We start from the raw sequence: 19,157 nt of genomic DNA, 5'->3' as shown, positions 1-19,157 counted from the left end.
GGAGAAACGCAGGACGTAGCTCATGGAGAGCGTCGGATTGAACACCCGAAGGCATCGGTTCGATTCCGGTCTCTTGCACAAAGGATAGCTCAGTTTGGTAGAGCAGATGATTGTGACTCATCCTGTCGCGGGTTCGAATCCCGCTCCAGCGCTCCGTTTCAGCCTGAAACGCTGATACCTCTGACGAGGACCGGACGCGCGCTTCAGTCGCGGTCCGGCCGTTTTGCCGCAAGGCTTTCCGTCCGAACCTAGACACTGTGAGACCGGCTTTGCGCCGCGGGTAGATACCGCTTGCGCTGATGCCGGGTGGCTCCGCACGGCCGCGCGACAGGCGTCGCGCGATCGCGCGCGTGCGCCCGTCGTCATGCAAGCTCAAGCCCCGGCCCGCCGATTTCGCGGGAAGCGTCGTCCGCGTCCTCACATCCTTTGCAAAACGAAACCTGTCGTCCGGCATCCGGCCGGGCGCAAATGTAAGGAGGCGTGCCATGACTTTGAACAAGACCTGGCATTTGCTGATGCTGAACGTGACGGTGAAGGATGGCGAGCGTGCGTTGCTGACGCGCAACGGGCAGCTCGTGCGCGTGCTCGCGCCCGGCAAGCATCGCCTGTTCGATCCCCTGCACGAGCTGAAGGCCGAGGTGCTCGACGTGGTCCGCAGCGAATTTCCTGCGGAGCGCTACGCAGTGCTGAAGGCCGCGCGACCTGATCTTGCCGCCGAGCTGTTCGAGGCGGTCGAGACCAAGGCGGACGAGATCGCCATCGTCAGCCTCGACGGCCGGCCCGTGCATCTGATGACGCCTTGGCAGGTGCGCGTCTACTGGAAGGTCGCAACGCGCATCGATGTCGAGCGCATCGATGTGTCCAGCGACGTCAGGGTCGACGCGCGGCACCTCACCATGATCGAGCGCAGCCGCTCGACCGTCATGAGCGAGACTGTGGTCGAGAACCACGAAGCGGGCCTGCTCTATGTCGAGGGCCGGCTCGTGGAGCGGCTCGCGCCCGGCCGGCACGCCTTCTGGACCGTCGGCCGCAAGATCGAGGTGAAGCGCCTCGATCTGCGGCCCCAGGCGGTCGAGATCACCGCGCAGGAGATGCTGACCAAGGATCGCATCGCGCTGCGGGTGACGCTGACGGCGTTCCGCCGCATCGTCGATCCCGAGCGCACGGTGGCGACCGTGCCCGACGTGGATGCGTGGCTGTACCGCCTGGTGCAGTTCGCGATCCGCGAGGCGGTGGCGGGCCGGACGCTGGACGAGGTGCTGTCTGCGAAGGCGGCGCTGGATGCGGAGCTGCGCGACTATGTGCGTGCACGCGTGGCGGTATCAGGCGTGGAGGTGACCGAGCTCGGCGTCAAGGACGTGATCCTGCCCGGCGAGATCCGGGAGCTGGTGAACAAGGTGGTGGAGGCGGAGCGGGTCGCGAAGGCGAACCTGATCCGCCGGCAGGAGGAGACCGCGGCGACGCGTTCGCTCCTGAACACTGCCCGCCTGATGGAGGAGAACCCCCTGCTGCTTCGGCTCAAGGAGCTGGAGTCGCTGGAGCGGCTGGTCGAGAAGGTCGGCCGCATCGACCTCCATGCCGGTGAAGGCCAGGGCCTCGATGCCCTCCTGACCCGGCTCGTGCGTCTGAAGGCGCCCGAGAGCGCATGAACCGAAGGGCCGCCCACGGGCGGCCCTTCACATCGGCGTTGCTGCCGTCTGCGATGAACGCGATCGGCGCGGGGCGCGACCAAATTTGAGCTCGTCGGGGATTGAGCGCGCTCGCAGGTTGCGTCATCTTGGGGCCGCAACGTCTTGATCAGGGAAGGCCCATGACCGTTCTTCAGGAATCGATCCGCCCCGCGGCACGATCCAGCGACTGGAAGGCGATCGTCGTCCTGATCCTCATGATCCCGGTGCTGTGGTCGCCGGTGATCCTGTTTCGCTTCGTCCTGTATCAGCCGTTCAACATTCCGTCCGGGTCGATGACACCGGCGCTGATGGTCGGCGACTACGTCTTCGCCGCGAAATACACTTACGGGTATGGCCGCTATTCACTCCCATTCGCGTCGTCCTGGATCTCGGGCCGCGTCCTCGCCGCCGATCCCGAATACGGGGATATCGTGGTATTCCGGACGGCGAAGGACAGTTCTGCCGACTACGTCAAGCGCGTCGTCGGCCTGCCCGGAGACCGCATCCAGATGCGGCAGGGCCGGCTCAGCCTCAACGGCCGCCCGGTGACCCGCGTCGCCCTGGAGGCGACATTTGCCGGCGACGCCTGCGGTGTCGACGACCGCGCGGCCGTCAAGCGCTGGCGCGAGACGCTGCCGAGCGGTGCGTCCTATGTGACCTACGACTGCCTCGACAACGGCTATCTCGACAACACAGACGTCTTCACGGTGCCGCCGGGCCACATCTTCGTGCTCGGCGACAACCGCGACAATTCCACCGACAGCCGCATGTCGACATTCGGCTTCGTGCCGATGGACAATCTCATCGGCAAGGCGACGCGGATCTTCTGGTCGCTGGATGAAGACGGCGAGCCGCGTTTCGAGCGGCTCGGGAAGGTGGAGTAAGGCTTGCTCCGTCATTCCGGGGCAGCGCGTAGCGCTGAGCCCGGAATCCATAACCACAGGCGGACGGAATGGCCTACTATGTCTACATCCTCGCGAGCAAGAAACACGGCACGCTCTACATCGGCGTGACCAATGACCTCGTGCGCCGCGTGCATCAGCACAAGACAAAGGCCATGCCTGGCTTCACGACGAAGTACGGAGTTGACAAGCTCGTGCTGTTCGAAATCTATGACGATCCCGCGACGGCCATCGCCCGCGAAAAGGAGCTCAAGAAATGGCGGCGGGATTGGAAGACGCGCCTGATCGAGGAGCAGAACCCGAATTGGGATGATCTCTATCCGGGGATAGCCAAATAAGGCTCATCCTGCACTCCTTGTCATTCCGGGGCGGCGCGCAGCGCCGAGCCCGGAATCCATAACCACAGGCGGATGGAATGGCCCGCTATGCCTCTCGCCCGTGAGTTTCGTGGTTATGGATTCCGGGCTCGCGCCCAAGGGGGCGCGCCCCGGAATGACGTGCCACAAACAAAAACCCCGGCATCGCTGCCGGGGTTTCGCGATTCGTATCGTGCCTGAGAGGCTGGATCAGAAATCCATGCCGCCCATGCCGCCGCCCGGAGGCATCGCGGGGCCGGCGCCGCCCTTCTTCGGCAGCTCGGCGACCATGGCTTCCGTGGTGATCAGGAGCGCGGCCACCGAGGCAGCGTTCTGGATCGCGGTGCGGACCACCTTGGTCGGGTCGATGATGCCCTTCTTGACGAGGTCGGCATATTCGCCGGTCTGGGAGTCGAAGCCGTAATTGTAGGCCTTGTTCTCCAGGATCTTGCCGACGATCACCGAGCCGTCTTCACCGGCGTTGATCGCGATCTGGCGGGCGGGGGCCGACAGCGCCTTGCGCACGATCTCGACGCCGGTCTTCTGGTCGTCGTTCTTGGTGCGCAGACCCTTGAGCTGCTCGGAGGCACGGAGCAGGGCGACGCCGCCGCCCGGAACGATGCCTTCTTCCACGGCCGCGCGGGTCGCATGCATCGCGTCATCAACGCGATCCTTGCGCTCCTTCACCTCGACCTCGGTCGCGCCGCCGACGCGGATCACCGCGACGCCGCCCGCGAGCTTGGCGAGACGCTCCTGGAGCTTCTCACGGTCGTAGTCCGAGGTGGTCTCCTCGATCTGCGCCTTGATCTGGGCCACGCGCGCCTCGATGTCGGCCTTCTTGCCGGCGCCGTTGACGATCGTGGTGTTCTCCTTGTCGATCATCACCTTCTTGGCGCGACCGAGCATGTTGAGCGTGACGTTCTCGAGCTTGATGCCGAGGTCTTCCGAGATCGCTTGGCCGCCGGTCAGGATCGCGATGTCCTGCAGCATGGCCTTGCGGCGATCGCCGAAGCCCGGAGCCTTGACGGCCGCGACCTTGAGGCCGCCACGCAGGCGGTTCACGACCAGGGTCGCGAGCGCTTCGCCTTCGACGTCCTCGGCGACGATGACCAGCGGCTTGCCGGTCTGCACCACGGCCTCGAGCAGCGGCAGCAGCTCGTTCAGCGAGGAGAGCTTCTTCTCGTTGATGAGGATGTAGGCGTCGTCCATCTCAACGCGCATCTTGTCGGCGTTGGTGACGAAGTAGGGCGAGATGTAGCCGCGGTCGAACTGCATGCCCTCGACCACGTCGAGCTCGGTCTCGAGCGACTTGGCTTCCTCGACGGTGATGACGCCCTCGTTGCCGACCTTCTTCATGGCGTCGGCGAGGAACTTGCCGATCTCGGCATCGCCGTTGGCCGAGATGGTGCCGACCTGGGCGATCTCGTCGTTCGAGGTGACCTTCTTCGAGTTCTTCTCGAGGTCGGCCACGACGGCTTCGACCGCGAGGTCGATACCGCGCTTGAGGTCCATCGGGTTCATGCCGGCGGCAACGGACTTCGCGCCTTCCTTCACGATCGCCTGGGCGAGCACGGTGGCGGTGGTGGTGCCGTCGCCGGCCGCGTCAGCGGACTTGGAGGCGACTTCGCGCACCATCTGCGCGCCCATGTTCTCGAACTTGTCGTCGAGCTCGATCTCCTTGGCGACGGTGACGCCGTCCTTGGTGATGCGGGGAGCGCCGAACGACTTGTCGAGCACGACGTTGCGGCCCTTCGGACCGAGCGTGACCTTCACCGCGTTGGCGAGTACGTCGACGCCGCGCAGCATCTTGTCGCGCGCTTCAACCGAGAATTTGACTTCTTTGGCTGCCATCTGGATTTTTCCTTGAGGGTTTGACTGGAGGGAGGAGAGGGGCTCTTAAGCCGCCTTCTTCTTGGACTCGCTGACTTCGAGAACGCCCATGACGTCGCTCTCCTTCATGATCAGCAGGTCCTGGCCGTCGATCTTGACCTCGGTGCCGGACCACTTGCCGAACAGCACGCGGTCGCCGACCTTCAGGTCGATCGGGATCAGCTTGCCAGCTTCGTCGCGGCCACCGGGGCCAACGGCGACGACTTCGCCCTGGGAGGGCTTTTCCTTGGCAGTGTCGGGAATGATGATGCCGCCAGCGGTCTTCTCTTCTGCGTCGATGCGCTTGACCACGACGCGGTCGTGAAGCGGACGGAATTTCATGCAGTCCTCCTAAGCATTTGCTCGGGTTGAGGTTTCGAGATTGTTAGCAATCGCTGCCCGTGAGTGCTAGCACGAGCGAGCCTGAAATAGGACAGGAATTTTGCGGGGGCAAGGGTTTGTAGCAGAAAAATTAGCAGCCGAAAGCGCGGACTGCCAGAAACCCCTAACCATCGTTAACCGGGCAGTCGTGACCGTATTAGCACGGAGTCGTCTCTGCTGCTAAAGCATTGAATTTCAACAGCTTGTTAAACTTTTGGGCTTGAGATGAGTTGTCAGTTTGCGTCACATTTCTCTCATGTGAGCGCATCGTTTCCGGGTGGCTCCCCGGGGCACGGACCAAGCCACTCGCCGAATGCGCTCCTGCAAAGGAGGTTTGGCATGGGACTGCGCGTTGGGGGCGTTTCCGAGGAATTCCGGAAACAGATGCTGGGCTACGGGCTGACGACGGCACAAATTCTCTATCGAATGCCGGATCATCCCTCGCTGCTCCAGACCTATGTCTGGCAGAACTACGACATGTTTCCGAAATTTCCGGCCCTGAAGGATTTCCTGGCGTTCTGGCAGGAGAAGCTCGACGGCCCTCTCCATTCGGTCACGGTGGCGCATTCCAAGCTGATCAAGCCGGCCGAGCTCCGCGCCGTCGACGGCGTGTTCCGGCTGCATTGAGCAGAGGTCAGACGCCGCTGCTGCAGTAGCGCCTCCACATCGCGCGATAGGCCTCGTCCACCGCGCGTGCATATGAGATGGGGTTGCCTGCGGGTGCGGCGTCGATCGTTGCCGGCAATTCGCGGCGCAATTTGTCGAGCGCGCCAATCTCGGCCGCACGGCTGGCCGCGATCTCGACATAAGCCTCCTCGCTGTCGGCGACCCAGTCCGGCAGGCCGAGTGCGGTGAGGATGGCGCCGGCAGCGCGGCCGGGCAGGCTGTTGCCGAGCTTCGCCACCACAGGCACGCCCATCTGCAGGGCTTCCCAAGTGCTGACGCCGCCGTTCTGCGGGAAGGTGTCGAGGCAAATATCGACGCGATTGAACGACGCCAGGTGGTCCTGTCGGGACGTTGCGCCGAGCAGCTCGACCCGATCGGCCGGCAGGCGGCACGCGGCGAACCGCGCCAGCAGGTTGTCGCGCACCAAAGGATCGTCCAGCGCAAAATCCTTCACCAGCAGCCGCGCCCCCGGCACTCGCTCGAGGATTCTCGACCATGCCTCCGCCGCCTCATCCGAGATCTTGCTGATGCGGTTGAAGACACCGAACGTGACGAAGCCGTTCAAGAGCGCCGGCGTCTTGCCCTGCGCAATCCCGGCCGGCAGCGGCGCCAGCGTCACGAAGCACGGCAGGTCGACGACCGTCTCTGCAAACAGATGCCGAACGTCGTGCGGAATCCCGACCGGATCCGAGAACAGATAGTCGATCGTCGGCAGCCCGGTGCCGGTGCCGTGGCCCCAGCCGTGCGCCTGGATCGGCGCCGGCTTGCGCGCAAATACGCCGAGGCGATTTCCTCTGGTGTGGCCGGACAGATCAATCAGGATATCGATGCGATCGTCGCGAATCTGGTCGGCGAGGCGATCATCGCTCCATTGCGAGGCGTCACGCCAGCGATCGGCGATGCCTTGAAATTCGCGTGTCGTCGCGTCCACTTTCGCCGAGCACGAATAGCACACGATCTCGAACTGGGCCCGGTCATGGTGTTGCAGAACGGGCTTGAAGACGAACGCAGCCGAATGCGCGTTGAAGTCCGACGAGACGTAGCCCAGCACCAGGCGACGATCCGGATCGCGGCTGTTGTCATGCGGTGCCCCCGCTTCGGAAGCGATTTTCGCGCCGATCCGCTCCCACCAGACGCGTCGCGCCTCTTGATGCTGCTCGACGCTGGCGTCCGGCACGAAGTCGAGCGTGAAGATCTTGCTGGAGATCGCGCTCTCGAGGTCGGGCCGGATGTCGAGGGCTCTGTCGAAACTGGCGAGGGCTTCGTCGACCCGGCCGAGTGCGGCAAGACAAAGGCCCAGCACCAGGTGAGCCTGATCGGAATCGGGCGCGATCGCGAGCGCCTTTTCGCAATCGGATAGTGCCTCGGCCATCTGCCGGGTCTGGAGCAAGACATTGGCGCGCCAGAGCCATCCGTTCACGTCGTCAGGGGCGAGGGCGATTGCCCGGTTGCAATCCGCCATGGCCTCGTCGAATCGCTGCAGCTCCCGGAGTGCCACGGCGCGGTTCGCCAGTGCCGCCGCATAGTCGGGCTTGATCGCGAGCGCGCGGTTCAGGCTTGCAAGAGCCTCGTCGTAGTTGCGCAGACGGCAGAGCGTGGAGCCGCGGCCGTTGTGGGCTTCGGCAAGGTTTGCGTCGATGGCGAGCGCCCGATCGTAGCTGTCGAGCGCTTCCTGGTAGCGATCAAGCGCCGCGCTCGCGTTCCCGAGGTTGGAGAGGGCGAGGGCGTAGTTGGGCCGCAAGGCGAGCGCCTTGCGATAGCTCTCGCGGGCCTCGGCGTGACGTTTCAGCCCGTTCAGCGCGACGCCCAGACTCATATGGGCTTCGGCCGAGCGCGGATCGACGACAACCGCCCGGCTCAGCAGGATCTCGGCCTGCTGAAAGTGCCCGGCATCGGACTCCAGCGCGCCGAGCATATGTAGCGCGATGAATTGATTGGGCGCGATCTGCAGGAGCTGGCGATAGGCAGCCTTGGCCTCGGGCAGGCGGCCCTTCTTGTGCAATTCGAGCGCTTGCCCGAGCAATGGCAGCACGTCGGCCTTTTGCCGCTTCTGAAGCCGAGCATTTTGAAATGCACGCTGACCGACATTGCTGCCCATGAATCAATTCCCCCGGAGGTCCCGGGCGAGACTAGTTCAGCGCGAGAACGAAGACGAGACGAGGGCCGCTCGCCACGCCAGCTTGGGGCAAGCTACGAAGCGATGCGGTGATCGCGTGACTGGGCAAAACATCTTCTTACCCTCCCTGGGGGGGAGGGTCGATCGCGCGCAGCGCGAGCGGGGTGGGGTGATCTCTCCACACGGGCAGTATGCGACGTGGAGAGAACGTCACCCCACCCCGTCTCACATTTCGCTGCGCTCAATGTGAGCCGACCCTCCCCCTCCAGGGCCCCTCCAGGGGAGGGTGCGAGCGTGGATGCGGCGCTACTCAACCCAACGAGCTCTGCAATTGCTGCCTCGCGCGGGACTAGGGTAAGCTGGCGTCCAAGCCATACCCGTGCGACGGGCGGCTCAGAACAGGGAGGCACACAATGGCCAAGCAAAAGGCATCGAGGCCCGCATTGAAGACCGCGGTGAAGAAGCGGAGTGGCGCCAAGGCGGCGGCGCGATCCTCGGCGCGCAAGGCCGTGAAGGCGAAGGCGCGCACTGCTGCTGCGAAAAAGCCCGCACGTCCGAAGCAGCGCATCGCCGTCAGCCATCACCGCGAGGAAGACTTCAAGGCCGACGGCCTGCGCGCCTACGCGAAGTATCGCGATCTCGGCATCGGCGAGGCGACCCATGGCCTCGCGCAGGCGCATGTGATCCGCCTGCAAGGCCCCTGCAACCCGGCCGAGGTGTCCAAGCTCCACTATCACGACGTCGAATTCCAGATGGTCTACGTGCTCAAGGGCTGGGTGAAGACCTATATGGAAGGCCAGGGCGAGACCTTGATGCAGCAAGGCAGCGCCTGGACCCAGCCGCCGAAGATCAGGCACATGATCCTGGACTATTCGGACGACGTGGAGCTGCTGGAGGTGATCCTCCCCGCTGAGTTCAAGACGGTGGAGCTGAAGGCGTAAGCGACGCCTACCACCGCTCTCTATCGTCATGCCCGGGCTTGTCCCGAGCATCCACGTCTCGGCCGCAGCTAAGAACGTGGATGGCCGGGACGAGCCCGGCCATGACGGCAGCTTGTCAAGCCAACACCCCCACCACCGCTCCCATCAGACACGTCGTCAGCGTCCCCGACACGATCGACTTCAGACCCAGCGCGTTGATCTCCTCGCGCCGCTCCGGTGCCATCACCCCTAAGCCGCCGATCATGATGCCGAGGCTGGCGAAATTGGCGAAGCCGCACATCGCATAGAGCATGATCAGGCGTGAGCGCGGATCGAGCGTATCGGGCGGCAGCTTCGAGAAGTCGACATAGGCGATCAATTCGTTCAGCACGGTCTTGGTGCCCATCAGGCTGCCGGCAGTGATCGCCTGATCCCACGGCAGCCCCATCAGCCAGCACACCGGCGCCATGACGAGGCCGAGCAGCCGCTGCAGCGAGATCGCGGCCCCGCCGACGTGCGGGAGCAGGCCGAGCATTGCGTTGACGAGATAGACCAGCGCCACCAGCACCAGCAGCATCGCGACGATGTTGATCAGCAGCTCGATGCCCGCGCTGGTGCCTTTCACGATCGCGTCCATCGTGCTGGCGACCTCCATTTGCGGATCCTCCAGCGCGCCGCCGGTGCGCTTGTCGGAGGTTTCAGGGACCATGATCAGGCTGACCAGGATCGCCGCCGGCGCGCCGAGCACCGAGGCGATGACGAAATGTGCGGCGGCGTCGGGGATGAGCGGCGCCAACAGCGTCGCATAGAGCACCAGCACGGTGCCGGCGATGCCCGCCATGCCGCCGGTCATGACCAGGAACAATTCGCTGCGCGTCATCTGTGCCAGATACGGCCGCACGAACAGCGGCGCCTCGACCATGCCGAGGAAGATGTTGGCGGCCGTCGAAAGCCCGACCGCGCCGCCGACGCCCAGCGTGCGCTCCAAGAGCCAGGCCATGCCGCGGACGATCGGCGGCAGCACGCGCCAATAGAACAACAGCGTCGTGAGCACGCTCATGACCAGCACGATCGGCAGCGCCTGGAACGCCAGGATGAAGTCCGCGCCGGGCCTCTTCAGGTCGAAGGGGAGGGGTCCGCCGCCGATATAGCCGAACACGAAGGCGGAGCCCGCCCGCGAGGCCGCTGAGATCGCGCCGACCGCGTCGTTGATGGCGCCGAAGGCATGGGCGACGACCGGCAGCTTCAGCAGCACGAGGGCGGTGACGAAGGTCGCGGCTAGGCCGATCGCCGCCTGCCGCAGCGACACCGCGCGCCGATTCTCCGCCAGCGCGAAGGCGATCAGCAGCAATGCGAAAATGCCGAGTGCAGATTGCAGGCGCAGCATGATGTCCCAAGCCCCTCGATGATTATGGCTGCGCATGCGCTGCAAAGGCAATGCCGGGAGCAGCCGGGAACGACCAGTGTTGACAAGCGGGGTCACCTCGGCCACCCGGGGGCCTTCAATATCGAGGGAGCGGTCCGAGCGTGACAGAAGAGGCGATGCCAGAGCAGCCAATATCCGGACATCGACCGGTCACCGCCGGTGAGCTCCTCCGCCATCCCGCTTTCCTGTTCTTCCTGCTCTCGCGCAGCCTGTCGCGCTTCTCCAGCCAGATCGCGGCGGTCGCGATCGGTTGGCAGATCTACGATCTCACCGGCTCGGCGTTCGACCTCGGCATGGTTGGCCTCGTCCAGTTCCTGCCCACCGCGCTTCTGGTGTTCGTCGCCGGCCACGCCGCCGATCGCTACGAGCGCAAGCGCGTCGTCCAGCTATGCCAGCTGGTGGAGGCCGCGACCGCGCTCTATCTCGCTACAATTACCTATCTCGGCGCGGTCAGCGAGGTGCAGATCTTCATCGCGACTTTCCTGCTCGGGATCGCCGGCGCGTTCGAGAGCCCGACCACGGCGGCGCTGCTGCCGCTGATCGCGCCGCAGGGCTCGCTCCAGCGCGCCACTGCCGTCTCCAGCGGGGCGGCGCAGGTCGCGACCATCACGGGCCCCGCGCTCGGCGGCATCGCCTATGCGGTCGCCCCGCACCTTGCCTATGCCGTGATGGTCCTGTTCTGGGTCTTGGGGATGATCTTGACCGGCTTCATCCGCCCGCGCCCGCAGGCGATCGCGAGGGAGGGGATGGACTCCGACAACATCTTCGCCGGCGTCCGCTTCATTCGCAGCAACCCGGCGATCCTCGGCACCATCTCGCTCGATCTGTTCGCCGTGCTGTTCGGCGGCGTCACGGCGCTGCTGCCGATCTATGCCCGCGACATCCTCCAGACCGGCCCGGTCGGGTTAGGCGTGCTGCGCGCCGCGCCTGCGGTCGGTGCCTTGCTGATGACCATGGTGCTGGCGCGCCACGCCATCTCCCGGCATGTGGGCCTTCGCATGTTCCAGGCCGTGATCGTGTTCGGCCTCGCCACCATCGTGTTCGCGCTGTCGTCCTGGATGTGGCTGTCGGTGCTATCGCTCGCCGTTTTGGGGGCGGCCGATACGATCAGCGTCGTGATCCGCTTTTCGCTGGTGCAGCTGTCGACGCCCGACGAGATGCGCGGCCGGGTCGGCGCGGTGAACTTCCTGTTCATCAACGCCTCGAACCAGCTCGGCCAGTTCGAGAGCGGAGTGGCAGCCGCGCTGCTCGGCGCCATGCCTGCCGCCGTGCTCGGCGGCGTCGCCACCGTCGCAGTGGCGCTGCTCTGGATGAAGCTGTTTCCAGCCCTGCGCAAGGTGGAGAGCCTGGAGTAGGCCCTCCGCTCTCTCAACGTCATTGCGAGGTGCTCTTGCGACGAAGCAATCCAGAATCTCGCCGCATTTGGCAGCCTGGATTGCTTCGCTGCGCTCGCAATGACGATTGTTGAGATGGCGTGGAGACTTAACTTGCGTCACCCCCGCGGCCCGGCAGCAGCAGGCGCCTCTTGACGCCTACTGTGCATGGGGTTGTTTTCGCGCTTTTTGTTCAGCCCCGTCCGACGAACGGCATCTTGGTCGCCATCACCGTCATGGTCAGCACGTTGGCATCGAGCGGCAGGCTGGCCATGTAGGCGACGGCATCGCCGACCGCTTTCGCGTCCATGCGCGGCTCGTGCTTGGTGGTGCCGTCGGGCTGCAGCACGCCGGGGCCGTTGACCATGCGGTCGGTCATCGGGGTCGCGGCATTGCCGATGTCGACCTGGCCGACCGCGATGTCGTACATGCGGCCGTCGAGGTTGCTGGCCTTGGTGAGGCCGGTGATGGCGTGCTTGGTCGAGGTGTAGGCCGCCGAGAACGGCCGCGGCGCGTGCGCCGAGATCGAGCCGTTGTTGATGATGCGGCCGCCGCGCGGGGTCTGGTCCTTCATGATGCGGAAGGCGTGCTGGGTGCACAGGAACGGGCCGGTGAGGTTGGTGTTCACCACCGCCTGCCATTGCTCGAGGCTGAGGTCCTCGAAGTTGACGGCCGGCGCGCCCATGCCGGCATTGTTGAAGAGCACGTCGAGGCGGCCATAGGTCGCCTTCACCTTGTCGAACAGTGCGGCGATGGAGTCCGGCTTGGTCATGTCGGCGGTGACGCAGAGGCTTTTGCCCGCGGGGCCGAGCTTTGCCGTCTCCTCGAGCATGTCGAGCCGGCGGCCTGCGAGCACCACGGTGAAGCCGGTGTTCATCAGCGCCAGCGACGCCGCGCGGCCGACGCCGGTGCCGGCGCCCGTCACCAATGCGATCTTTTTCGCGTCACTCATCGTTTCCTGCCTTTTCTCTTCTGCTGTCAGGTTGTGGGTTCTTTGTCGTTCTTGTAGGGCGGGCGCGGAATGTTCTGATGCGCCGCGCGCAAGGCCGCCGACCAGCGCGAGCGCAGGTCGTGGAAATAGGGCTCGCCTGCCTCGATGCGATGGTTGAGATCGGCCTCGCAGGCTTCGTTGCGCACCACCAGCACGTCGATCGGCAGGCCGACGCCGAGATTCGAGCGCATCGTCGAGTCCATCGAGATCAGGCCGGTCTTCAGCGCCTCATAGAGCTCGACGTCGTAATGCATGGCACGGTCGAGCACCGGCTTGCCGTATTTGTGCTCGCCGATCTGCAGGTACGGCGTGTCGGTGGTGCACTCGATGAAATTGCCGGCGGTGTAGACCATGAACAGGCGCATCCGCGCGCCCTTGATCTGGCCGCCGAACAGGAAGGAGACGTCGAAGGACACGTCCTCGGATTTCAGCGCCGGTCCTTCGGTGGCATGCACCGCCCGGATCGCCCGGCCGATGCGCTGGGCGGCCTGGAACATGGTCGGCGCGTTCATCAGCGTCTCGATCTCGCCCGTATTGGGATCTTCGAGGCCCTCGGTCAGCGTCGACAGCACCGACTGGCTGATGGCGAGGTTGCCGGCACTGGCGATTGCCATGATGCGCTCGCCGGGCTTGGAGAAGATGTGCAGCTTGCGGAAGGTCGAGACGTTGTCGAGGCCGGCATTGGTGCGGGTATCGGCGATCATCACCAGACCGTCCCGAACCAGGATTCCGCAGCAATAGGTCATTTCCAGTCCCCGAACGCGTTTGCGCGGAATTACTAGCCAATTTCAGGGGCCGCTCCAACCCCCCGATTGGGTCCGTCATTCCGGGGCGCGCGCCAGCGCGAACCCGGAATCCATTGGGCCGCGGAGTTGGTGGATGAATGGATTCCGGGCTCGCGACTTCGTCGCGCCCCGGAATGACGAGGAAGCGGCTTAGCGCTCCGCTCCCACCTCAGTCCGCGGCATTCACCAGAAACGCCTCATCGACCGGCACGCCGAGCGCGGTGACCAGCCGGTTCGTCTCCGCGGCCATGCCGACGATGGCGAGCAGCTCGCCATATTCGGCCTCGCTCATGCCCTTGGCCCGTGCCGCAGCCGTGTGCGAGTGGATGCAATAGCTGCAGCCATGCGCGATCGACACCGCGACGTAGAGCATTTCCTTGACCTTCGGATCGAGCGCGCCGGGAGCCATCACCTCCTTGATGCTCTCCCAGGTCCGCCGCAGCGTCTTCGGATCATGCGCAAGCGCGCGCCAGAAATTGTTGACGAAGTCCGATTTCCGCACCCTGCGGATGTCGTCGAAAACGGCGCGCGCTTCAGTCGAGAGTTCATCGTCCGAAAGCAGTTTCACTGTCGCCATGGCTACCTCGCGGGTCTGATTTGACGCCGCAAATGTAGCACGCCGAATGTGTTCGGCTGGCGACTCCTAGCTCTGCCGCTGGGACTGCGATTGCGACTGCCCGCCGCGGCCGGCCTGTTCGACCTTCACCGCCACCGTCAGCGTTTCCGTGCCGCCGCCGTAGCGCGTGCCGCGCACCGGGGCCGCGCCGAGATAGTCGAGCCCGATCGCGAGGCGGACATGTGCGTCGGTGGCGCAGATGCTGTTGGCGGGATCGAAGCCGACCCAGCCGAGATCGGGCACGTAAGCCTCTGCCCAGGCATGGCCGGCGTCCTGGTGCACCGTGTCGTCCGCACGCAGGAAATGCCCGGAGACGAAGCGCGCCGGCACGCCGCCGGCGCGGGCGCAGGCGATGAAGATGTGCGCGTAATCCTGGCAGACCCCGCGCTTGAGCGTGAACGCCTCCGCTGCGGACGTGCCGCTGTTGGTCGGGTCCTCGTCGAACGTCATGTGATCGGCCACCTGCGTCATCAGCGTGTGCAGGAAGCCCAGCGTGTCGCTTTCGGCCTCGCTGCGCAACTGGCGCGCGACCGCCGTCATCGCCGGATTGACCGAGGTGAGGTCGGTGACGCGCAGGAACATGCCGGGGGGAAAACGCTCGTCGCTGCCGCGCAGCACGCCGCCGGTGTCGTGAGTCTCAATCAGCCCTTCGGCAATGATCTGGATGTCGCCGACCGGCCCGCAGGACAGCACGTGGGTGACGTTGCCGAACGCGTCCTCATGCATGTCGAGCTTGGTGTCGGTGGAGACGTCGATCTGCCATTCCGCGACGTATTGCCCGTCATGGCTGCCCGGCGTCATGCGCAGGATCTGGATCACGCTGGTGGCCGGCGGCTCGTAGCGATAGGTCGTGGTGTGCTGGATTCGCAGGCGCATGGTGGACCGTGTCGTTTGTTGTAAGGCGTGACTGCCGTCGCAAAGAAGCTCGTCGGGCGGGCTTGTCCCGGGCATCCACGTTCTTCCTCGTCGCGCAAAAGCAAGAACGTGGACGCCGGGACATCTAGCGCGAAGACGCGCTTCGCGCCCTTGCCCGGCCATGACAATATCCCCTGTCGTCAGTCGAGCGACATTAGATCAAATACTGCTTCGTGATGATTTCGCCCAGCCTGGAATTGTCCGCGATGAATTCCTGAATAAATTCATGCACGCCATGCTGGAAAATGTCGTTCATGTTGCTGTGTTCCAGCCGGTTGCGGATGCCGCGGGCGTGGCGCTGGGCCGGGCCCTGGCGGCCATAGGCGACGCCGATCTGGTCGAGGTTGCGCACGAGGTTGCCGTAGCAGCTGGCGAGCGAGCGCGGCAGCGTGTCGTTGAGGATCAACAGGTCCGCGATCAGCCAGGGCTTCAGCGTCTCGCGATAGACCCAATGATAGGCCGTCAGCGCCGAGACGGAGCGCAGGATCGAGCTCCACTGATAGAAATCGAGGGGCCCGCCGACATGCTCCTCCTCGGGCAGCAGCACGTGATACTTCACGTCGAGGATGCGCGCGGTGTTGTCGGCCCGCTCCAGGTGCACGCCCATGCGCGAGAACCAATAGGCGTCGTTGCGCAGCATGGTCCGATAGGCCGAGCCGTCGAAACGCAGCGAGGTCTCCTGCACGAAGCGCAGGAATTTTGCGAGGTCCTCGCGTGTCGAGGTGCCCTTGCTCCACACAGCCTGAAGCTCGATCCAGGCCGAGTTGATGGTGTCCCACATCTCGCTGGTGAGGGCCGTGCGCACCGAGCGCGAGTTCAGCCGCGCCGCTTCGATACAGTTTCGGATCGAGGACGGGTTGTTCTGGGAGAACGAGAGATACTCGACGACGTTGTGCTCGTTGGCTTCCTCATAGGCCTGATAGAAGCTCGCAGCGACCCCGGCCGTGAGCAGCGCCGAATCCCATTCATTGGTCTTGCCGATATAGGCGGCGGGAAGCGCGGTGACGCGCAGCGTCGCATCGATGGTGCGCGCGAGATATTCGGCCCGTTCGACGTAGCGGGCGAGCCAGTAGAGGTTTTCGGCGGTACGCGACAGCATCTCTCTACTCGTCCAGAATCCAGGTGTCCTTGGTGCCGCCGCCCTGGCTCGAGTTCACCACTAGGGAGCCTTCCTTGAGCGCGACGCGGGTGAGCCCGCCCGGCACGATGGTCGTGCTCTTGCTGCCCGTGAGCACGAAGGGGCGAAGATCGACGTGACGTGGAGCGAGGCCCGACGCCGTGCAGGTCGGGCAGGTCGAGAGCGCCAGGGTCGGCTGGGCGATGAAACCTTCCGGCTCGCGCTTGAGCTTGTCGCGGAACGCTTCGATCGTCGCCTTGGTCGCGGCGGGGCCGATCAGCATGCCGTAGCCGCCGGAGCCGTGCACTTCCTTGACGACGAGCTCGCTTAGATTGTCCAGCACATAAGCGAGGTCCTTTGGCTCGCGGCAGCGCCAGGTCGGCACGTTCTTCAGGATCGGCTGCTCGCCGAGATAGAATTTCACGATGTCGGGCATGTAGGAGTAGATCGCCTTGTCGTCGGCGATGCCGGTGCCGACGGCGTTGGCGAGCGTGATGTTGCCGGCCGCGTAGGCCGACATCAGTCCGGGCACGCCGAGCACCGAATCGGGACGGAAGGTGAGGGGATCGAGGAAGTCGTCGTCGACGCGCCGATAGATCACGTCGACCCGCTTCAGCCCTTCCGTCGTCCGCATGAACACTTCGTTGTTCTTGACGACGAGGTCGCGGCCTTCGACCAGCTCGATGCCGAGCTTGTCGGCGAGGAAGGAGTGCTCGTAATAGGCCGAATTGTAGACGCCCGGGGTGAGCAGGGCGACTGTCGGCTCGCCGGAGGCGCTTTGCGGCGCGACCGAGCGGAGCGCTGCGAGCAGCTCGTCCGGATAGCGCTCGACCGGCGCCACCCGGTGGCGGGCGAACAGATCCGGAAACAGCCGCATCATGATCTCGCGGTTTTCCAGCATGTAGGACACGCCCGACGGCGTGCGGGCGTTGTCCTCCAGCACGATGAAGTCCTCGGCGTCGACCCGGACGATGTCGATGCCGGCGATGTGCACGTAGACGTCGTGCGGCACCTGCTGGCCGTTCATCTCGGGCCGGAACACCGGGTTCTGGAAGATCAGATCGTCGGGCACGATGTCGGCGCGGAGGATGTCGCGGCCGTGATAGATGTCGCGCAGGAACATGTTGAGCGCGCGCACGCGTTGCTTCAGGCCCTTCTCCAGCCGCGCCCATTCCTTGCCGGACATGATCCGCGGAATCACATCGAAGGGGATCAGGCGCTCGGTGGACTCGGAATCGCCGTAGACCGCGAAGGTGATGCCGATCCGGCGAAACAGCAGCTCGGCTTCCTGGCGGCGATATTCGAGCGCCTCGGGAGGCGTCTCCTTGAGCCAGCGCGCCAGCTCCTGATAGGCGGGGCGGAGGTCCCCGCCGGGAATGTTCATTTCGTCAAACGCGACTGCCATAGATCCCGACTTGTCCCCCAGGCGTTGCGCCATGCGCCAGGTCGCGTCGGCCTTGATGAGACCGCAACGTCCTGTGGCCATGCGTCAACAGTGCATGACTTTCATGTGGTAGCAAGGGCCGGGCCAGCGCGATAAGCATGGAGAGGGGGCATTTGCCGGCGACGGCCGGCGGCGTGCCTGAAAAAATGGCTGAAGACTGCTTATTTCAGAAGCAAAACCGCGTGACTTCAACGCGTTACCTCGGCAAAGTCGGCGTCACAGGTGAGGGACTTAAGGCATGAGCGAGATCGTCACGGCGGGCATTCTGGTCATCGGAGACGAAATCCTGTCCGGCCGGACCAAGGACAAGAATATCGGCTTCATCGCCGAATACCTGACCAATATCGGCATCGACCTGAAGGAGGTCCGCATCGTCTCCGACGACGAGCCGGATATCATCGCTGCACTGGATGCATTGCGGCATCGCTACACCTACGTCTTCACCACGGGCGGCATCGGGCCGACCCATGACGACATCACCGCTGATGCCGTCGCCAAGGCGTTCGGCGTTGGCATCGATCATCATCCGGAAGTGGTCGCCCGCTTCCGCGAGCGCTGGAGCGAGCAGGACCTCAACGAGGCCCGGCTGCGCATGGCCCGCATCCCCGACGGCGCCGAGCTGATTCAGAGCGCGACCATCCTCGCCCCCGGCTTCAAGATCGGCAACGTCATCGTCATGGCCGGCGTGCCCTCGATCATGCAGGCGATGATGGACATCGTCTCGCCCAAGCTGAAGTCGGGCGTGCGCATGCTGTCGGACTCGGTCCGGGCCAATGCGCGCGAGGGCGACATCGGCGGGCCGCTGCGGGCGATCGCTGCCGCCCATCCCGACACCATCATCGGCAGCTATCCCTTCATGGACGAGGAGCAGAAGCCCAACACCAATCTGGTGGTGCGCTCGCGCGATCCCGAGAAGCTCGCGGCGGCAATGGCCGCGGTGAAGGAAATGCTGGCGGGATTGAACGTCAACCGCTAGCAGGGAATTGCCGGACGAGATTGCAGGAGACAGGCGATGGCTGGTGAAGCACCGGAACTGAGTGCGCAGGAGCGGGCGGGCAAGGCCTTCCCCGTCTCGTGGGACCAGTTCCACCGGGATTGCCGGGCGCTGACCTGGCGGCTCAACGAGGTCGGTCCGTTCCATGCGGTGATTGCGATCACCCGCGGCGGCCTGGTGCCCGCCGCGATCGTGGCGCGCGAGTTAGGGGTGCGCGTCATCGATACGGTCTGCGTCGCCAGCTACGACCACAACAAGCAGGGCGAGCTCCAGGTGCTCAAGGGCATTTCCGAGGCGACCATGACGCTCGGCGGCGGCACCGGGAAGGGCCTGTTGATCGTCGATGACCTCGTCGATACCGGCAAGACCGGCAGGATGGTGCGCGAGATGCTGCCCGATGCGCATTTCGCCACGGTCTATGCCAAGCCGATGGGACGCCCGCTGGTCGACACTTTCATCACGGAAGTGTCGCAGGACACCTGGATCTTCTTCCCCTGGGACACCGCGCTGTCCTACCACCCGCCGCTGCGCGACGGGGCGGCGTGACGGACACCGTCATTGCGAGCGAAGCGAAGCAACCCAGAAATGCATCCGCGGAGGCAGTCTGGATTGCTTC

At 64.7% G+C, this 19,157-nt stretch carries 18 protein-coding genes and 2 tRNA genes; 10 read left to right on the top strand and 10 right to left on the bottom strand.

Annotation, left to right across the window (positions count from 1 at the left end; translation table 11 throughout):
* The first annotated feature begins 8 nt into the window (after positions 1-8).
* The 5 genes from I6F17_RS12055 to I6F17_RS12035 all read left to right on the top strand — a co-directional run bounded on the left by I6F17_RS12055 (position 9) and on the right by I6F17_RS12035 (position 2,910).
* Positions 9-78, top strand: a tRNA-Phe gene (locus I6F17_RS12055).
* A gap of 4 nt (positions 79-82) precedes the next feature.
* Positions 83-148 (top strand) — tRNA-His (locus tag I6F17_RS12050).
* A gap of 337 nt (positions 149-485) precedes the next feature.
* The gene (locus tag I6F17_RS12045) at positions 486-1,649 is read left to right on the top strand and encodes a slipin family protein (protein WP_225114397.1); all 1,164 of its coding nucleotides are present in this window, start codon (positions 486-488) and stop codon (positions 1,647-1,649) included.
* 161 nt (positions 1,650-1,810) lie between these two features.
* Positions 1,811-2,554, top strand: coding sequence for a signal peptidase I (lepB, locus tag I6F17_RS12040; protein WP_225130833.1), 744 nt, complete (start codon positions 1,811-1,813; stop codon positions 2,552-2,554).
* Positions 2,555-2,622: 68 nt separating this feature from the next.
* Positions 2,623-2,910, top strand: coding sequence for a GIY-YIG nuclease family protein (locus tag I6F17_RS12035; protein WP_225130834.1), 288 nt, complete (start codon positions 2,623-2,625; stop codon positions 2,908-2,910).
* Between the two features lie 228 nt (positions 2,911-3,138).
* Here I6F17_RS12035 and groL read toward each other — a convergent pair whose 3' ends face one another.
* Positions 3,139-4,779, bottom strand: a complete 1,641-nt coding sequence (groL, locus tag I6F17_RS12030) for a chaperonin GroEL (protein WP_057029537.1) — start codon at positions 4,777-4,779, stop codon at positions 3,139-3,141.
* 45 nt (positions 4,780-4,824) lie between these two features.
* On the bottom strand, positions 4,825-5,139 hold the full coding sequence (locus I6F17_RS12025; protein WP_025037205.1) for a co-chaperone GroES: 315 nt from the start codon (positions 5,137-5,139) through the stop codon (positions 4,825-4,827).
* A gap of 378 nt (positions 5,140-5,517) precedes the next feature.
* Between I6F17_RS12025 and I6F17_RS12020 the strand changes: the two genes are divergently transcribed.
* Positions 5,518-5,805, top strand: coding sequence for an usg protein (locus I6F17_RS12020; protein WP_036046235.1), 288 nt, complete (start codon positions 5,518-5,520; stop codon positions 5,803-5,805).
* Positions 5,806-5,812: 7 nt separating this feature from the next.
* Here I6F17_RS12020 and I6F17_RS12015 read toward each other — a convergent pair whose 3' ends face one another.
* Positions 5,813-7,942, bottom strand: a complete 2,130-nt coding sequence (locus I6F17_RS12015) for a tetratricopeptide repeat protein (protein ID WP_036046231.1) — start codon at positions 7,940-7,942, stop codon at positions 5,813-5,815.
* A gap of 431 nt (positions 7,943-8,373) precedes the next feature.
* On the opposite strand from I6F17_RS12015, the gene I6F17_RS12010 reads away from it, so the two are divergent.
* Positions 8,374-8,901, top strand: a complete 528-nt coding sequence (locus I6F17_RS12010; RefSeq protein ID WP_225130835.1) for a cupin domain-containing protein — start codon at positions 8,374-8,376, stop codon at positions 8,899-8,901.
* 115 nt (positions 8,902-9,016) lie between these two features.
* On the opposite strand, the gene I6F17_RS12005 is transcribed toward I6F17_RS12010, so the two are convergent.
* Positions 9,017-10,267, bottom strand: coding sequence for a nucleoside transporter C-terminal domain-containing protein (locus I6F17_RS12005; protein ID WP_225130836.1), 1,251 nt, complete (start codon positions 10,265-10,267; stop codon positions 9,017-9,019).
* 155 nt (positions 10,268-10,422) lie between these two features.
* Between I6F17_RS12005 and I6F17_RS12000 the strand changes: the two genes are divergently transcribed.
* A complete protein-coding gene (locus I6F17_RS12000; protein WP_225130837.1) occupies positions 10,423-11,661 on the top strand; it encodes an MFS transporter in 1,239 nt (412 codons plus the stop codon).
* A 211-nt stretch (positions 11,662-11,872) separates the two neighbouring features.
* Here the strand turns inward: I6F17_RS12000 and I6F17_RS11995 are convergent, their stop codons facing one another.
* The 6 genes from I6F17_RS11995 to I6F17_RS11970 form a co-directional block, all read right to left on the bottom strand.
* Positions 11,873-12,631: an SDR family oxidoreductase gene (locus I6F17_RS11995; protein ID WP_172783042.1), complete on the bottom strand. Its 759-nt coding sequence runs from the start codon at positions 12,629-12,631 to the stop codon at positions 11,873-11,875.
* A 26-nt stretch (positions 12,632-12,657) separates the two neighbouring features.
* Positions 12,658-13,416, bottom strand: a complete 759-nt coding sequence (locus tag I6F17_RS11990; RefSeq protein WP_225130839.1) for a proteasome-type protease — start codon at positions 13,414-13,416, stop codon at positions 12,658-12,660.
* A 208-nt stretch (positions 13,417-13,624) separates the two neighbouring features.
* The gene (locus I6F17_RS11985; RefSeq protein ID WP_036046218.1) at positions 13,625-14,032 is read right to left on the bottom strand and encodes a carboxymuconolactone decarboxylase family protein; all 408 of its coding nucleotides are present in this window, start codon (positions 14,030-14,032) and stop codon (positions 13,625-13,627) included.
* A 66-nt stretch (positions 14,033-14,098) separates the two neighbouring features.
* A complete protein-coding gene (locus I6F17_RS11980; protein ID WP_036029799.1) occupies positions 14,099-14,947 on the bottom strand; it encodes a transglutaminase family protein in 849 nt (282 codons plus the stop codon).
* Positions 14,948-15,140: 193 nt separating this feature from the next.
* A complete protein-coding gene (locus tag I6F17_RS11975) occupies positions 15,141-16,085 on the bottom strand; it encodes an alpha-E domain-containing protein (RefSeq protein WP_036015356.1) in 945 nt (314 codons plus the stop codon).
* A gap of 4 nt (positions 16,086-16,089) precedes the next feature.
* Entirely contained in the window at positions 16,090-17,508 is a 1,419-nt protein-coding gene (locus I6F17_RS11970; protein WP_225130841.1) for a circularly permuted type 2 ATP-grasp protein, read from the bottom strand.
* A gap of 277 nt (positions 17,509-17,785) precedes the next feature.
* Between I6F17_RS11970 and I6F17_RS11965 the strand changes: the two genes are divergently transcribed.
* Together I6F17_RS11965 and gpt are read left to right on the top strand one after the other, a co-directional pair.
* Complete coding sequence (locus I6F17_RS11965) at positions 17,786-18,523, top strand: molybdopterin-binding protein (RefSeq protein WP_036046217.1); 738 nt, start codon at positions 17,786-17,788, stop codon at positions 18,521-18,523.
* 36 nt (positions 18,524-18,559) lie between these two features.
* Entirely contained in the window at positions 18,560-19,087 is a 528-nt protein-coding gene (gene gpt / locus I6F17_RS11960; RefSeq protein ID WP_036015348.1) for a xanthine phosphoribosyltransferase, read from the top strand.
* The last annotated feature ends 70 nt before the right edge of the window (positions 19,088-19,157 follow it).

Origin of the sequence: Bradyrhizobium sp. NBAIM18 (genome assembly GCF_020193825.1) — a bacterium.
Lineage (GTDB): Bacteria > Pseudomonadota > Alphaproteobacteria > Rhizobiales > Xanthobacteraceae > Bradyrhizobium > Bradyrhizobium yuanmingense.
This window is presented reverse-complemented; position numbering and strand designations above follow the sequence as displayed.

Excerpts from the sequence above, each read along its gene's own strand:
- I6F17_RS12045 (WP_225114397.1), top strand. The coding sequence starts at position 486 with ATGACTTTGAACAAGACCTGGCATTTGCTGATGCTGAACGTGACGGTG.
- lepB (WP_225130833.1), top strand. The coding sequence starts at position 1,811 with ATGACCGTTCTTCAGGAATCGATCCGCCCCGCGGCACGATCCAGCGAC.
- I6F17_RS12035 (WP_225130834.1), top strand. The coding sequence starts at position 2,623 with ATGGCCTACTATGTCTACATCCTCGCGAGCAAGAAACACGGCACGCTC.
- groL (WP_057029537.1), bottom strand. The coding sequence starts at position 4,779 with ATGGCAGCCAAAGAAGTCAAATTCTCGGTTGAAGCGCGCGACAAGATG.
- I6F17_RS12025 (WP_025037205.1), bottom strand. The coding sequence starts at position 5,139 with ATGAAATTCCGTCCGCTTCACGACCGCGTCGTGGTCAAGCGCATCGAC.
- I6F17_RS12020 (WP_036046235.1), top strand. The coding sequence starts at position 5,518 with ATGGGACTGCGCGTTGGGGGCGTTTCCGAGGAATTCCGGAAACAGATG.
- I6F17_RS12015 (WP_036046231.1), bottom strand. The coding sequence starts at position 7,942 with ATGGGCAGCAATGTCGGTCAGCGTGCATTTCAAAATGCTCGGCTTCAG.
- I6F17_RS12010 (WP_225130835.1), top strand. The coding sequence starts at position 8,374 with ATGGCCAAGCAAAAGGCATCGAGGCCCGCATTGAAGACCGCGGTGAAG.
- I6F17_RS12005 (WP_225130836.1), bottom strand. The coding sequence starts at position 10,267 with ATGCTGCGCCTGCAATCTGCACTCGGCATTTTCGCATTGCTGCTGATC.
- I6F17_RS12000 (WP_225130837.1), top strand. The coding sequence starts at position 10,423 with ATGCCAGAGCAGCCAATATCCGGACATCGACCGGTCACCGCCGGTGAG.
- I6F17_RS11995 (WP_172783042.1), bottom strand. The coding sequence starts at position 12,631 with ATGAGTGACGCGAAAAAGATCGCATTGGTGACGGGCGCCGGCACCGGC.
- I6F17_RS11990 (WP_225130839.1), bottom strand. The coding sequence starts at position 13,416 with ATGACCTATTGCTGCGGAATCCTGGTTCGGGACGGTCTGGTGATGATC.
- I6F17_RS11985 (WP_036046218.1), bottom strand. The coding sequence starts at position 14,032 with ATGGCGACAGTGAAACTGCTTTCGGACGATGAACTCTCGACTGAAGCG.
- I6F17_RS11980 (WP_036029799.1), bottom strand. The coding sequence starts at position 14,947 with ATGCGCCTGCGAATCCAGCACACCACGACCTATCGCTACGAGCCGCCG.
- I6F17_RS11975 (WP_036015356.1), bottom strand. The coding sequence starts at position 16,085 with ATGCTGTCGCGTACCGCCGAAAACCTCTACTGGCTCGCCCGCTACGTC.
- I6F17_RS11970 (WP_225130841.1), bottom strand. The coding sequence starts at position 17,508 with ATGGCAGTCGCGTTTGACGAAATGAACATTCCCGGCGGGGACCTCCGC.
- I6F17_RS11965 (WP_036046217.1), top strand. The coding sequence starts at position 17,786 with ATGAGCGAGATCGTCACGGCGGGCATTCTGGTCATCGGAGACGAAATC.
- gpt (WP_036015348.1), top strand. The coding sequence starts at position 18,560 with ATGGCTGGTGAAGCACCGGAACTGAGTGCGCAGGAGCGGGCGGGCAAG.